Origin of the sequence: Streptomyces sp. NBC_00322, assembly GCF_036147535.1 — a bacterium.
Lineage (GTDB): Bacteria > Actinomycetota > Actinomycetes > Streptomycetales > Streptomycetaceae > Streptomyces.
In genome coordinates this window covers 4,614,739-4,627,671 of record NZ_CP108019.1, presented here as the reverse complement: position 1 = coordinate 4,627,671, position 12,933 = coordinate 4,614,739, and the positions used below count along the sequence as shown (strand labels likewise).

The window sequence follows — 12,933 nt, the reverse complement described above, 5'->3', positions numbered from 1 at the left end:
AACGGCCGGGACGCCACCCCGTAGCGAGGTGACGTCCCGGTTAGAGGTGATCAGGCAGCCCGCTGCTCAGCACGGCGACGGGCGAGGTAGGCGGCCGGAGCGTCGGCGGGGACGCGTCGGAGTCCGCCGATGGTCAGGGACTCCAGCTCCCCGGTACGGATGAGGGCGAAGCAGGTCGTCCGGCCAATACGGAGGCAGCGGGCGGCCTCTTCAACGGTCAGGAGAACAGGGGCCGGGTCGCCAGCCTCAGCGAGTGGTGCGATGTCCACGGTGGCGATGCTCACGGAAAGGTCTCCTTTGGGACTGTCCGTCGTGGGTGGTGGCGGTGTCTCTATCGGGAGCCCGTGTTTGTCCGAGGCTCGGATTTCTGCGTCATTGCGTCATCAGCGTCATTCAGGCTTCTGACCTGCGGTTTTGTGTGACGCAGTGGTTCAGGGGTGCGTCATCGGTGCGTCATGGGCTGCGTCATCGCATGACGCAGATGACGCAGGATGACGCAGAGGCCGCCGTCTGCGTCATGCCTGTAGTCGCAGGTCAGAGGCCGTTTTTCGGCCTGCATGACGCAGATGACGCAGCGTCTTCCCTCTTAGGACAAAAGAGGGGGTGTCTGTAGTGGTGCGGTGTGCCTCACAGCGTGAACAAGGAGCCGCTGCGCGGCGCGTCCTTTGGGCGGCGTTCCGCCGAACAGCAAGAGGAGCACGCCTGGCCGGTGGTGCTCTTCTTGCTTGTCCGGGTGAGCGTCCGCACACGGGTCAGAACACCCGCTTTTGCTCCTGTGGGGGTGTGGTGGCCGGGCGGGTCATTTCGAGGTAGCGGCCTTCGCTGGTGCGGCCGCTGTCGATGAGGACACCGCGAGAGGCCAGGGTCGGTTGGAGGCGCTTGAGACGGTCGGAGAGGACTTTGCCCGTGGTGGGCCAGCCCTTGGGCAGGGGGCGGCAGTCGTCGCCGCTGTAGAGGCGGCTGAGGCAGTGCAGCCACTCGGTGGAGGTCATCCGCTGCGCCGCGCCCGGCTCGATGGTGTCGGCATGCCTGAGGACGGTCTGCGCGAGGAGATCGCCCTCGATCACGTCGTCGTTCAGGTCGTCCAGACTGGCCCCGTAAGCAGTGAGCGCCCCGAAGCCGGTCGCAGCATCGAGCTGCGCGCACAGGTGAGCGAAGTCCGCCATCCGCAGGTCGGTGGGCGTCTCCGCTGCAACCGCACGGACCTTGACCGTGAGGTCCAGGAGAGATCCGAGAACGACAGGCAGAACCTCCGCGTACTCCGCCCACAGTTCGGCCTCGGTGCGCCGGACGCGGGGCCGCTCCAAGCGCAGCGGCAGGAGCCGTTCGGCGAGGTCGGGCCGGATCACCCCGACATCGATACCGGTCAGGAGCAGGGGGCGGCGGTAGCGAGCGCGGAACACGTCCCCGTCGGTGAACAGGGCGCGTTTGACGTTCTCGGCTCCGGTGACGATGCAGCACATGGCGTCGGACAGGTCCGGAGCCATGTGGGAGAGGTTGTCCAGGGCGGTGATCCATCCCGCCGCGACCGCTGCGATGAGGTTCTCTTCGTCCTTGGGTGCGCGGCGCAGGTCGCCGCTCATGCCTTCGATGATCCGCAGGAGCATCCGCCCCGCCGTGGACTTGCCCGCCCCTTGGGGCCCGGTGAGGAAGGGGGCGGGGACGGGCACGGACGGTCCGAGGCACCCGATCAGCCATGCGATGGCCAGGCACTCGGTCTCCGCGTTCGCGAAGTTGGTCAGCCTCAGCAGGAGGTCGATGCCTTTGCCGTCGGTGTCTTTGGCCGGCAGGGGGAGTTCGCCGGTGAGCTGGGTGCGCCGCCAGCACACTTCGCGCGGGTCGGGGGTGAGGATGTCCCAGCCGGTGGGGTGGATGCGGACGGACTGCCCGTCGTTACGGCCCAGGTCCAGCCACGTCGCTCCGTCGAATCCCGGTGCGACGCGGATGTGGACGGGCTGCACGTCCTCGGTTAGCGCGAGGGCTTCGATGAGGTCCAACGCCTCTTTGAGCGCGGTCCCGTTGAACACGCCGCGCCCGTCCTTGAACAGGCCGACCATGAGTTCCTGTCGGTGGCTGCCCGTCGTGCCCTGGGATCGGATGGGGCGGGCCACGGGGTGGCCGTTCTTCTGCGCGTACACGGTTCCGTCGGCGGTGCGGAAGTACCGGAAGTGCTGCTGCGCGTAGTCGGTGATGACCTCGCGGGCGGGGTTCTTCTCGTCGTCTGCCATGGTCACAGTCCCAACCTGGTCAGGGCATTGGTCCACGCGTCGGTGCAGTGCCGGGCCGATTCGCCCTTGCGCTGAGCGGCCGTGAACAGCCTGCTGATGTGGGCGTCGGTGAGGCAGCCGCACCGGCCGTGCGTCGACAGCACGGCGAGGAACGTCCGGTAGACGGTGGCATGCACCGCGCTGGAAGCCTCGGTGATGCGCTGCTCAGCCATGGCAATGCCACGGTCCAGATAGGCGGGCGTGCGGTGAGGACACTCCCCGCCCCCGACCAGTGGGGGCACCATGATGGCCGCGGGCCGGAGTGCGGTGGGATCCTTCACGGTCAGTTCGCGCACGACGTCGGGCAGTGCCGTCATGGTGCCGGTGCCGGGCCCCAACCACCGCGTGTAGGACATCGTGGACTTGACGTCCACGCCGGGCCGTACGGCGTTGGCGGACTGCATGACGCCCTGGTAGAGCCAGTGCTCACCCCTGGTGGTACGCACGATTCGGGTGGCGGGCAGGCTGGCACGCGCCCACGCGATGGCTTCCGCGTTGTCGAGGTCCACGACGGTGAGACCGGCGCCGCCGGGGTGATAGGCCACGGCCGCCGCTTCGCGCCACGCCCATGCCCACGTCGGTGCGTTGATGACGTGGTGGTCGGTGGTGGCGGCGGCCCAGCCGTGGCACACGCCGGGGCAGCGGCACTCTCCCGCTCGCTTCATGTGGGGACGCCCGCCGCACGCTCCGTCGGCGCACGTGCGGCAGTTCCCGAACGGCACCTTCCCTGCCCGCAGAGGCAGTACCGGCGCGCCTGCTGCTGCCAGCTCCAGGGCTGTTCGCAGGTGCTCGTTCGGGCGTGGCCGCAAGCCGCGGACGGCGGCGGACTGTGCAGCGCAGAGCAGCGCGGTGACGTGGTCTGATGTCATGCTGGGGTTTCTCCTGTTTCTGCGAAGGGGCGGAGAGCCGGGGCGGTCGCGGTCTTTGGAGAGAGGCGACCGCCCCGGGCGTAGCTACTGGTTCTTGGCCCACAGGGCGTACTGCTGACGGACGTAGCCGCGCGGGTCGGTGATGCCCTCGGCCCGGTCGAGGTCGAGCAGGCGGCGGGCCGCTTCGGTGGCCGCCTCACACGCGTCGCCGAACGCCTCCCCGTTCTCGTCTCCGAGGGCGATGCGGTCCAGGACTGCGGCCTTGCGGAGCCAGAACTCCCGCCCGAGCAGGGCGCCGGTCGGACGCCCGACGGCGTTGTAGGCGGTCCATCCGATCTCGCTGGGGATGCACGGCGCGGTGGCGTACGCCTCTTCCGGCGTCTGCCAGGTCTCCGGCTGCGTCTGCGGACGGTGGTCGGCGTAGTCGGTCGAGTCGGCGGCCATGTCATCGAGCTGCACGAGCAGTTCTCCGAGCTGGCGGCGGGTGATGTCGCGGGTGTAGGCCTCGGTCCAGCCCTCGCAGTCCAGCTCCACGGTCACGATCTCGTCGGGGTTGATGTCCATGTCAGTGCTCCTTGGTGATGTCGATGGCGGGGAGTTCGGGCAGGCCCGCGCTCTGAAGGGCCTTGGGGTCGAAGCCGGGCAGGGCTGCGCGGGTGATGAGCGCGGTGGCGAGGGATTCGGCGTAGGCGGCGCCGGAGCGGGCGACTTCGATCTGTGCCCCGGCGCGCAGGGCTTCGATGCGTTCGATGTGGCCGTGTTCCTCGCGCCGTTCGGCGGTGTGCCGGTGGTGGGCGAGGGTGGCGCGGCGGTCGGTGCGCCAGTAGCGGGCCGCGATGCCGTACGTGACGGCGGTGGCCAGGGCCCACAGCAGCAGCGGCAGTGAGAGGCCATCGGCGTATCCGGCGACTCCTGCGAGGGCGAGGCCTCCGGAGGCGGCGAACGCGGTTCCGGCGATGACGGGGTCACCGGCCCGACCGGCCGACGCGAAAGCGCCGGCGGTCGCGGCTCCGGCAGCGAGCACGACCATCAACGCGGCGTTGCCCACGCTGTGTTCGGCGCCGTTGGCGTTCCAGATCCTGCCGAGGATCAGCACGGTGGACGTGGCGAGCGCCGGGGCCACCTTCGGGGCTGCGAGTGCGAGCCAGTGGCGGGCGACGATGGGTTCGTTCATGTCCAGCCTCCTAGAGGTTGCCGATGGCGTCGACGACCGCGGAGGTGAGGTCGTTCATCGGCTGGGAGGCGCCGGTGGAGGCGAGGTAGAAGCCGAACATCATGGCGACGAACGCGGAGCCGTAGCCGAGGCTCTTGGAGCGGAGCAGGAAGAACAGGACGAGCCCGAACAGGGCGACGAGCGAGACGGTGATGGCCATCGGGGTTATCCCTTCGAGGCAGGCTTGAAGGCGGGCTTCTTGGCGGGGGTGTCGGTGCCGTCGCGGTAGAGGCGCAGCCACACGTTGTAGAGGTGGCGGCCGACGCGTATGCGCTTGCCGTGGCCCTTGCAGCGGCGGCACGGCTTGCCGCGCTTGAGGCGGCCCTTGCGGTCGATCTTCATCGCGAAGCCGAAGCCCCTGCACTTGCGGCAGTCGCCGAACGGGCTGCCCGCACACAGACTGATGTAACCGAGAGTGACGAACAGCAGGCAGGCGCTAGCAAGGAGGATGAGGGTCATGGCGTGCCTTCCAGGCGGGTTTCCGGCGTTTTCGCAGGTGGGATGCTAGATGCGAGATCGCTGATGGGAGCCGGTTTGGGCTGCTAGTGGGGGTGCTAGACCTAGCAGCGGTGGCTGCTAGGTCTAGCACCGGTGCGCGTCAGCCCTCGGACCGCTTTCCGTCACGCACGGTGATTGCTGCGGTGACGTCGGCTCGGGCGATGCCCCGGCGGGTGGTTCCCTTGCCCTTGTCGGTGCTGCCCCATACGTCCTGCGCCGTGACGCCGTGCGGCTTGAGGTTCGAGGTGACCGTCTCGGCCTTCCAGCCGCCGTAGACCTCCGGGCGCAGCGTGGCGAGACGTGCTGCAACCTTCTCGTTCCACACCTTGTCCTCATCGGCCGCAACGACCCTGAGGATGTCGGCCAGCAGATCGAAGGCGGCCTCGCCGCTCTCGGGTTCCTGGCCGATGGCGTGGCCGGTGACGTTGCCGTACTCCTCGCGCACCTTGCGGGCCCTTGCTACGACCTTTTCGGCTGCGAGCGCGTCGACGAACGCGGACGCGACGATGCGCGGGTCGTCGCCCTCACCGGCCATCCAGCAGATGCCGAGGTCGGTGCGGGAGAACATGGTGGCCCGGTACCCGGCTTTGTAGGCGCCGGTACTGAGGACCATGTCGTTGGCGGTGTGGCCCATGACCTTGAGGCAGAACCGCAGCACCGCGTTGGCGGAGATGCCCGGGGGCAGCGACTTGGCGTCGGGGCGCTGGGTGCCGAACATGCCGACGATGCCCAGAGCCGGGCCGCGCTTGGCGATGTCGGTGGAGATCTCCTCTATCTCCGCCCCGTGCTTGTCGTGCTCGAAAGCCTTCTGGCACTCGTCCAGTCCGACAACGATCGGGTGCAGCCCAAGGGACTTGTCGTTGGCCAGCTCGGGGGTGACTTTCGACTCCGGGCAGCGTGAGCGCGGCAGGGACTTGATGACCTTCGCCCGCCTGCGCAGCTCCTCCTTCAACTCCCGCAGAGCGTGCAGGACGTAGAGGATGTCTTCGTCCTCCTCTCCGGCCCGGTAGCGGTGGCAGACCGGTTCCAGCGCGCCGAAGTCTCCGGTGCCCTTGAAGTCGAACGCGTACAGCTCGGCGCGCGGGTCCAGTGCGGCGATGAGCAGGAACAGGCGCATCAGGAAGGTCTTGCCCATGCGCGGGATGGAACCGACCACCACGCTCGCGAACATCAGGGTCACGGACACGTCGGCCATGCGCTGGTCGTTGCCGAACACGACCGGCTTGAACAGGTCCACGCTGCCGGACTTCAGCAGCGGCCACGCGGGCTTGGTGGTCTCATTCATGGGCTTGTCGCCCACCCACAGGATCAGCCGTCCCTCGTGCTCCGTAGGGTCGGCTGACGGCCACACGCAGCCGACCTTGCGCCGCAGCCCGGAAGCGAGCGGCTTGCGCTCCTCCATGATGTCCTCCGGGGTGACACCCCAGGGAAGGTCGAGGTCAGCGCGGTATCCGGGCCCGTCGCGGGTGATCTCGGAGGTGAACCGCATCCCGTTCATGTCACCGCCCTTCTTGATGGCGGCCGACAACTTCGCGTTGCCGATGTTGTCCAGCGCCCGCAGCACGATCGAACCGGTGAGCTTCTGAAGTTCGGTCTTCAGCACCGCAGGCCCGATGACGGGCTGATCCTGCGGAGCACCCCAGAAACCGGCGACCAGCACCGCAGCCGATGCCAGCACCGCGAGCCAGCCGGGAGCCATCACGTACATGGTCAGGGCGAACCCAGTGCCGAAGATGAGTGCCACGGTCGTGACCAGCGCCCGCAGCCGCACCCGGCTGTCCCGCTGACGCGACAGCTTCAGGTACTCGGCGGTGTTCTCCTTGTAGACCTCGTAGGCGCGCAGCGGGGCAGCCTCGGCGTCCCACATCCACCGGTTGGTGTCGCGGACCAGACGGGCCGCACCGCGCGGGGCGTTCAGCCCGAGCTGAAGCGCGTACCAGGGGGTGCGGATGCCGTGGAAGGCGGTGGCGTAGAACGCGTTGCTGGCCGCGCGCTGGGTGGTGGAGACAAACCCCGGCTTGGAGGTGAGCCAACTCGGCAGGATCGGCAGCCGCTTGTAGGTGGTGATGCCCGGGGCGGGCAGGTCGGGCGAGTCGACCGGCCGCAGCCGGGGCGACTCGTCGTCGTCGTCGACTTCGGCCGCCGGGGCAGCAACGGTCGCTTCGGCCGGTGCCGGGGCGGGCTCGGCGGGTCGTTTGGTGGTGATGTCGAAGACCTCGGCGTCGGGACGCTCGGGCTCTTCGGGCTGGCCAGTGACGTGGACATCAGACACGGTTGGTCTGCTCCCTCTTGTCGAGTGGGGTTGGAAGGGGCCCGGACGGCGCTTTGGTAGGCGAGCCGTCCGGGCCCCAGTGAGCGGGAGTTGTGTGAGGTCAGGCAGCGAGCTGGGGAGCATCCGCGCAGCTCACGCACATGCCGAGCGAGGTCGGGATGCGGTACCCGGCATCGGTGCGGCACTCGGGGCAGACCTGTTGGGCGGTGTTCGCTTTGGCGAGCGCGGCCCATTTGGCCGGCGTCATGGGCCGAACCGTCTTGGCCAGGTCGACGCGGTAGAGGTAGGCGACGCGGATGGGGCTCGTGCCCTTGCGCCAGTAGCGGCGCGAGTACCACATGACCTGCGCGGCAACGTCCTGCCCGCCGGGCCGAAGCCCCTCGGTGCGAAGCTGACGGCAGGTCGCCAACCCGTCCGGAGCCATCCGCCACGGAAAGGTAGGGAGGCCGTAGCGGGCGCCGGTCGGGTCGTAGAAGCGGCTGGCCATTACTCGGCCGTCGCCTCGGCACCGTCATCCGGCACGGCCCGTTCAGCCTTGAGCGCGTCCCGCAGCGTGCGGCCGTTGGCCGACGACGTGCGGACCGCCTTGCGGATCGCCTCGGCCGTCAGCGCACCATCCGACCAGTCGGCCGTGACCGACCGGGCCTCGGCAAGGAGTTCGTCCGGGGTGCGAGTCGGTCGGGGCGTGCGAGCTGCCTGCGGTACCCGACCGGTCGCCCGGCGCGGGGCCGACTCCGCAGCAGCGACCGCCTTCACCGCAACCGACTGAACGGGCTCGATCACCGGTACCGAGTCGGCCGAATAGACAACAGCCGGGCCAGGCTCGACCGGCTGCGGGTCGGCCGACGAGAGTGCGGGAACCGTCGCCGCCTCGGCTAGCGGTTCGGGTGCCGACTTCCGCAGGTCAGACCCCAACCGATTTGTGGCTGAGTCGGCCGTTTGATCCTGGTATGCGGGAGTGGTGAACATGGCCGCGAGAGCGGCGTCCGCGCCGCCGGTGACGCGTTCGCGCTGGATATCCAGCAGGCGTACGCCCAGCGACGGGTCCCCCAACCCGACTTTCCGGGCCAGCTTCCAGGACGTGCGCTCGGATGACTTCCGCACCCGCGTCTCCGGGTGGTTCGCCGCCCGGGCGCGGTGATAGGCCAGCGCCCGCACCACGGCGGCAGCCTTCGCTTCCGCCTCGATGTCGCGCCCGTCCTGGTGGACGACGATCCGCCGGGCCAGGAACGCCATGCCTTCCGCCGACACGCACATGCCCATCGGCGTCACGGCATAGATCACGGTGCGGCCCGGGTCATCGGCGGCCATCGCGGCCATCGCGGACGCGGCGGCGGGCAGTGCCCACAAGCCCATTCGGATGATCCCCGGGGCGGACTGTCCCAGCATCGTCAGCCCGAGCAGCACGAGCGCCAGAACAGCGGTCGCGCCCTCACCGGCCGCCACCGCACCCAGCGCGGTACCCGAGCCGTAGGCGCGGCTGATGTTGCTGAACGTCCCCACGCCACCGGCGATACCGGTGGCCAGCATGGGCACGAACGCGGCAGTCAGAACCACCTTCTGCGCTTTGGTCAGCATCCTGCGCGTGGTCATCACACCGCCTCCCGGGATGCGCCACGGCGGCCCTCACGGCGGCCGTTGACTGTGCGGAACTCCGGGGCCGACCTGAGCGCCGGGGCGATGCTCCATCCCCCGCCCTCCTCCTTGGCCCTGTACATCTGCTCATCCGCCCGGCGAAGCAGAGCGGACAGGTCAGCCGTACCGGCGCGCCAGTACCGGGCCACACCGATCGACGCGTACACGTCGATGCGCTGGCCCTCGAACCCCACCGGCTGCTCCAGCCGGTCCAGTAAGTCAGCCAGCTTGGCGAGCAGGTTGCCGGTCATGGTGTCCGTGTTTCCGTCCACGGGAGTGATGGCGGCGAACTCATCCCCGCCCAGGCGCCCCGCGACTCCGGCGTTATCGTCGGCCCACTCGCCGAAGCGCTGCCCGGTAGCCCGGATCACAGCGTCCCCAGCGGCGTGGCCGAAGGTGTCGTTGATCTGCTTGAACCAGTTGAGGTCCACGACGTAGACCGCCCGCTGCTGTCCACGGGTCAGGCTCTTGCGGGCCCGCTCCTCGAACGGGTCGCGCGTCCACAGACCGGTCAGCGGATCACGGCGCGCGTCGTCGATCCGGCGCCGCATCCACAGACTGTGGATGGACCAGCCGGAGGCAAGAGGAAGGGCTGCGGACAGAGCCGCAAGGGTCTGACTCACGCCGCCTCCCCCGTCCGCGCAAAACGGCCGGCAGCGCGGGCGGCGCGCAGGAAGGGCACCGTGCGGGTCAGCGCGTCGGCGTACAGAGCGTCCCAGGCGGCGACCTCATCGCCGCCCTCGCCCTGCTCCACCAGGTCCGCGATGGCCTCCCGGGCCACATCCAGGCGGGCCGCCCGCTCGTCGGGCGACTCGGGCTTGAGCGGACCGCGGAACAGGTCGCGGTCGATACCGGCGGGCAGCTCGTCGAATCCGAGCGCCAGCTCTTCGAACTCCACCGTGTTCACGGCTTCATGACTTCCGATGTACGTACGCATGCGGATTACTCCTGAATCGAAGGGACGGAGAACCCGTGGCGGTCGCGGCCTTGGAGAGAGGCGACCGCACCGGGAGTAGAGCCTGTGGTCCCGGCTCCCCTCAGCCCCGCCCGTACGAGACGGACAGAGGAGGCAACCGGCCGCAGCACCGAAGTGCTGCGGGGCGGTGAAGTCGTACAGATGTCTCCTTCGGGAACACGAGCTCCCGTTTCAGGCGTATGGAGACGTGACCTTTCGGTCTCAAGCCCTCCGGACTGCCAAGGGGTCCGGGTCCCTCGCCCCCAGTCGCCTGGGGCCTCATGACCCCCGAGCGATCCAGGGGCCCTCTATCTGCGCGATCAGGCATTGCTGATCACCGCGATCGAGCGTCGCCCGATGCAGTACCTCTATTACAGGTACTGCATTGAGTTCCGTCAAGCGTGCTGACGGGGCTACCGGGCTTTGCGCCGGGACTTCTTGGCGCACCATCAGAATCGGTGCAGGTGGGGGGCGTTGTTCACCCCGCGCATGGACACCTTGGGTCGATCTCGCTACCGTCAGGAAGTCCCTAGACGTCCCATCGGGGGTTGAGATGTCCAACGAGCGCCTACGGTCTGCTCTCTTGGCGCAGGGCATGACCGTGCAAGACCTGGCCGACGCGATCGAGGTCAACCCGAAGACGGTCGAACGCTGGATCACACAGGGCAAGGTCCCGTATCGACGGCACCAGTACGCGACGGCGTCACTGCTCAAAGTCGATGTGACGACGCTTTGGGAAGACTCCCGTACGGCCGAAAGCGCCTCAGACCTGAGCAAAGCCGAGATCGTCACGGTCTACCCGCATCGGCACATGGTGCCCGCCGGACTCTGGCGCGAGATCTACGGTCAGGCCCAGTCGCACATCGACGTACTCGTCTATTCCGGGCTGTGGCTGTCGGAGGACCCGCTCTTTCACGATCTACTCAAGGCCAAGGTGCAGGGGAACGCGCAGGTGCGCATCCTGCTCGGGGATCCGGACTGTGCAGCGGTCAAGCAGCGCGGCATAGACGAGGGTCACCAGATCATGGACGGCAAGATTCGCAATGCGCTGGTGAACTACCGGCCACTGTTCAGCAGCCATCCGGACATCGGCTTCCGGCTGCACGACGCGACGCTCTACAACTCGCTGTTCCGGGCCGATGACGAAATGCTGGTGAACACCCACGTCTACGGCATCGGCGCGTACCTGGCACCCGTCCTTCACCTGCGACGGCTGCCGGGCGGAGGACTCTTCAACACCTACGCGAATAGCATCGAGCAAACCTGGGGAGGCGCGCGCCAGGTGACGGATCACGACCTCACGGGAGTTTGAGTATGGGACGCATTGACTATCTCCACGACCCCGACGCCCCGCCGGCCAACTCCGTAGTGCCATCCGTCGTCGCTTTCGTGCAGAACGACGCGGGCGATGTGCTCGTGATCCAGCGGTCCGACAACGGCCGGTGGGCACTCCCCGGCGGCGGACACGATGTCGGCGAGTCGATCAGTGACACGGTGGTGCGTGAGGTCTGGGAAGAGACCGGCATCAAGGCCGAAGTCATCGACATGTCCGGGATCTACACGGACCCAGGCCACGTGATGCTGTACGACGACGGCGAGGCTCGGCAGCAGTTCAGTATCTGCTTCCGGGCGCGGCCGATTGGTGGGGACGTACGTACAAGTGACGAAACGACGCAGGTCCGCTGGGTTGCCCCAGCAGACCTGACCGAACTCGACATCCACCCCACGATGCGGCTCCGCATCGAGCACGCGATGGACCGTGCGCGAACGGCTCCCTACATCGGCTGACGCTTTGCCGCGGCGACTCGCTCCAGTACACGGGCGGTGCTGGCCAGGATCTCCGGTTCGGCACGGCGAATGAACGTGCCGATGAGACTGTCTGGCCCGTACCGCCCGGCGATCTCGTTCACGCGGTCCACGGGGTTGGTAGGCGTGCCGTCCGGAGTCGTGTTCATGTCGCAGTAACAGAGAGCGTCGGCGAGGTGCGGGAGCTCACCGGGAAACTCGCTCTCCAGCTCATCGCGCAGGCCGCGGGCCTCTGCTTCCATCCAGGCGCATGAATGGTGGGCCACGAGCCGGATCACCCGCTCGTCTGCGTCGGCCACATCGCGCAGATACCGCGCACCGTCCAAGGGATGAAAACCCGTCTTGGCGAGGTCTGGCGCGTACCCGATGTCGTGGAGTACCGCCGCTGCTTCCATGAGATCAGCGTCCGCACCGAGGATGGGGGCAATGATCCGCGCCCGCTCTGCCACCCCGAGCGAGTGCTTCCAGCGACGCGGCAGCGGCTCAGCCAGCAGCGATTCAGCGAGGGGGTAAGCCCACTCCGTCAGTTCCGTTGCGCTCACAGGCTGGAACGCTCCTTTCGATCCGGCAGAGCCAACACAGTGCGCTGCTTCCCCTGCCGCGCCTCAGACAGCAGTCCGGCAGCTTCAAGCTTGTCCAGCGCCTTGGTCACAGTCGGCCGCGACACACCGAACCGAGTGGCGAGCGCGGATGTGCTGGGGAACGGCGCACCCACCGCGATATTGTCCCTCGTGATCACGTCTGCGATCTGCTCAGCCAACGGCCGACGGTCGATGCTCTGCCCATCCCTGATCACGCGCCACCGACCACCCGGCACCGGTTCGGCCACCCCCTCTTGCCGAAGCACGTTGAACGCCCGAAGCGCTACGCCCCGAGATACGCCGTGCTCCTCCATCAGGGTCGCGAGCGTCGGCAGCTCAGTCATCTCCGGCTTGGCTTTGATCTCCGCCTTCACAGCATCCGCAATCTTTACGAAGGTCCCGCGAGGGCTTGTCTGCTGCGACACTCGTTCTCCCTCTCTGCGCGCCGTCGTCACGCTCAAGCGTCCCATGGGCTTCCATGCAGGCGACAGCATGTCCAGCGAGCCGACGGCGTCCGGGGCATGCCTCGATCCTCCGTCTCAGTTTCCGTCTCATTCACCTCCGTACATCGGCGTTCATCTCCGTACGCGCCGCGATTTCCGCCGGGTCTCGGGAACGTGGCTGAACGGAGATGAACGCCGACGGGTGACCCTCTGACCGGCACGAACAGACCTCGAAAGCGAGTGTGGGGAAACTCACCGAGGGTTCAAATCCCTCCGCTACCGCTCTTGTCGAAGGACCCCGGTGCACCGCGCCGGGGTCCTTCGCCGTGCTCGGTTAGACTCACGCGACGCACGGCCAGGGGGCTGCAGGGGCGCCAGGGAATCACAGGGGAGA

At 68.1% G+C, this 12,933-nt stretch carries 16 protein-coding genes; 2 read left to right on the top strand and 14 right to left on the bottom strand.

Features of this window, described 5'->3' with window-relative positions:
* Positions 1-50 precede the first annotated feature (50 nt).
* The 12 genes from OG905_RS21045 to OG905_RS20990 all read right to left on the bottom strand — a co-directional run bounded on the left by OG905_RS21045 (position 51) and on the right by OG905_RS20990 (position 9,691).
* A complete protein-coding gene (locus OG905_RS21045; protein ID WP_328674552.1) occupies positions 51-284 on the bottom strand; it encodes a helix-turn-helix domain-containing protein in 234 nt (77 codons plus the stop codon).
* A gap of 468 nt (positions 285-752) precedes the next feature.
* Positions 753-2,228 (bottom strand): ATP-binding protein, encoded by a 1,476-nt coding sequence (locus OG905_RS21040; RefSeq protein ID WP_328674550.1) that lies wholly within the window; start codon positions 2,226-2,228, stop codon positions 753-755.
* A 2-nt stretch (positions 2,229-2,230) separates the two neighbouring features.
* Entirely contained in the window at positions 2,231-3,136 is a 906-nt protein-coding gene (locus OG905_RS21035; protein ID WP_328674548.1) for a bifunctional DNA primase/polymerase, read from the bottom strand.
* Positions 3,137-3,220: 84 nt separating this feature from the next.
* Positions 3,221-3,700 (bottom strand): hypothetical protein, encoded by a 480-nt coding sequence (locus OG905_RS21030; RefSeq protein WP_328674546.1) that lies wholly within the window; start codon positions 3,698-3,700, stop codon positions 3,221-3,223.
* Position 3,701: 1 nt separating this feature from the next.
* The gene (locus OG905_RS21025) at positions 3,702-4,310 is read right to left on the bottom strand and encodes a hypothetical protein (protein ID WP_328674544.1); all 609 of its coding nucleotides are present in this window, start codon (positions 4,308-4,310) and stop codon (positions 3,702-3,704) included.
* Between the two features lie 10 nt (positions 4,311-4,320).
* Positions 4,321-4,509, bottom strand: a complete 189-nt coding sequence (locus OG905_RS21020) for a hypothetical protein (protein WP_328674542.1) — start codon at positions 4,507-4,509, stop codon at positions 4,321-4,323.
* Between the two features lie 5 nt (positions 4,510-4,514).
* Positions 4,515-4,808 (bottom strand): hypothetical protein, encoded by a 294-nt coding sequence (locus OG905_RS21015; RefSeq protein ID WP_328674540.1) that lies wholly within the window; start codon positions 4,806-4,808, stop codon positions 4,515-4,517.
* Positions 4,809-4,947: 139 nt separating this feature from the next.
* Positions 4,948-7,119, bottom strand: coding sequence for a cell division protein FtsK (locus OG905_RS21010; RefSeq protein WP_328674538.1), 2,172 nt, complete (start codon positions 7,117-7,119; stop codon positions 4,948-4,950).
* 100 nt (positions 7,120-7,219) lie between these two features.
* Positions 7,220-7,606: an RRQRL motif-containing zinc-binding protein gene (locus OG905_RS21005; protein WP_328674535.1), complete on the bottom strand. Its 387-nt coding sequence runs from the start codon at positions 7,604-7,606 to the stop codon at positions 7,220-7,222.
* Positions 7,606-8,712, bottom strand: a complete 1,107-nt coding sequence (locus OG905_RS21000) for a conjugal transfer protein (RefSeq protein WP_328682499.1) — start codon at positions 8,710-8,712, stop codon at positions 7,606-7,608. The genes OG905_RS21005 and OG905_RS21000 overlap by 1 nt, the downstream gene beginning before the upstream one ends.
* Positions 8,712-9,377 carry a GGDEF domain-containing protein gene (locus OG905_RS20995; RefSeq protein WP_328674533.1) on the bottom strand — a complete coding sequence of 222 codons (666 nt, stop codon included), beginning with the start codon at positions 9,375-9,377 and terminating at the stop codon, positions 8,712-8,714. Before OG905_RS20995 ends, OG905_RS21000 begins: the two co-directional genes overlap by 1 nt.
* On the bottom strand, positions 9,374-9,691 hold the full coding sequence (locus OG905_RS20990) for a hypothetical protein (RefSeq protein ID WP_328674531.1): 318 nt from the start codon (positions 9,689-9,691) through the stop codon (positions 9,374-9,376). Before OG905_RS20990 ends, OG905_RS20995 begins: the two co-directional genes overlap by 4 nt.
* Positions 9,692-10,304: 613 nt before the next feature.
* Here OG905_RS20990 and OG905_RS20985 point away from each other — a divergent pair.
* Both OG905_RS20985 and OG905_RS20980 read left to right on the top strand, forming a co-directional pair.
* Entirely contained in the window at positions 10,305-11,021 is a 717-nt protein-coding gene (locus OG905_RS20985; protein ID WP_328674529.1) for an XRE family transcriptional regulator, read from the top strand.
* Between the two features lie 2 nt (positions 11,022-11,023).
* Positions 11,024-11,497 (top strand): NUDIX domain-containing protein, encoded by a 474-nt coding sequence (locus tag OG905_RS20980; RefSeq protein WP_328674527.1) that lies wholly within the window; start codon positions 11,024-11,026, stop codon positions 11,495-11,497.
* Here the strand turns inward: OG905_RS20980 and OG905_RS20975 are convergent.
* Both OG905_RS20975 and OG905_RS20970 read right to left on the bottom strand, forming a co-directional pair.
* On the bottom strand, positions 11,485-12,057 hold the full coding sequence (locus tag OG905_RS20975) for an HD domain-containing protein (protein ID WP_328674525.1): 573 nt from the start codon (positions 12,055-12,057) through the stop codon (positions 11,485-11,487). The genes OG905_RS20980 and OG905_RS20975 overlap by 13 nt on opposite strands.
* Positions 12,054-12,521, bottom strand: coding sequence for a GntR family transcriptional regulator (locus tag OG905_RS20970; protein ID WP_328674524.1), 468 nt, complete (start codon positions 12,519-12,521; stop codon positions 12,054-12,056). The genes OG905_RS20975 and OG905_RS20970 overlap by 4 nt, the downstream gene beginning before the upstream one ends.
* Positions 12,522-12,933: the final 412 nt, after the last annotated feature.

What these genes read in the sequence shown, in the direction of transcription:
- OG905_RS21005 (WP_328674535.1), bottom strand. Translation starts at nt 7,606, where the DNA reads ATGGCCAGCCGCTTCTACGACCCGACCGGCGCCCGCTACGGCCTCCCT.
- OG905_RS21025 (WP_328674544.1), bottom strand. Translation starts at nt 4,310, where the DNA reads ATGAACGAACCCATCGTCGCCCGCCACTGGCTCGCACTCGCAGCCCCG.
- OG905_RS21000 (WP_328682499.1), bottom strand. Translation starts at nt 8,712, where the DNA reads ATGACCACGCGCAGGATGCTGACCAAAGCGCAGAAGGTGGTTCTGACT.
- OG905_RS20985 (WP_328674529.1), top strand. Translation starts at nt 10,305, where the DNA reads ATGACCGTGCAAGACCTGGCCGACGCGATCGAGGTCAACCCGAAGACG.
- OG905_RS21030 (WP_328674546.1), bottom strand. Translation starts at nt 3,700, where the DNA reads ATGGACATCAACCCCGACGAGATCGTGACCGTGGAGCTGGACTGCGAG.
- OG905_RS21035 (WP_328674548.1), bottom strand. Translation starts at nt 3,136, where the DNA reads ATGACATCAGACCACGTCACCGCGCTGCTCTGCGCTGCACAGTCCGCC.
- OG905_RS21040 (WP_328674550.1), bottom strand. Translation starts at nt 2,228, where the DNA reads ATGGCAGACGACGAGAAGAACCCCGCCCGCGAGGTCATCACCGACTAC.
- OG905_RS20990 (WP_328674531.1), bottom strand. Translation starts at nt 9,691, where the DNA reads ATGCGTACGTACATCGGAAGTCATGAAGCCGTGAACACGGTGGAGTTC.
- OG905_RS21015 (WP_328674540.1), bottom strand. Translation starts at nt 4,808, where the DNA reads ATGACCCTCATCCTCCTTGCTAGCGCCTGCCTGCTGTTCGTCACTCTC.
- OG905_RS21020 (WP_328674542.1), bottom strand. Translation starts at nt 4,509, where the DNA reads ATGGCCATCACCGTCTCGCTCGTCGCCCTGTTCGGGCTCGTCCTGTTC.
- OG905_RS20980 (WP_328674527.1), top strand. Translation starts at nt 11,024, where the DNA reads ATGGGACGCATTGACTATCTCCACGACCCCGACGCCCCGCCGGCCAAC.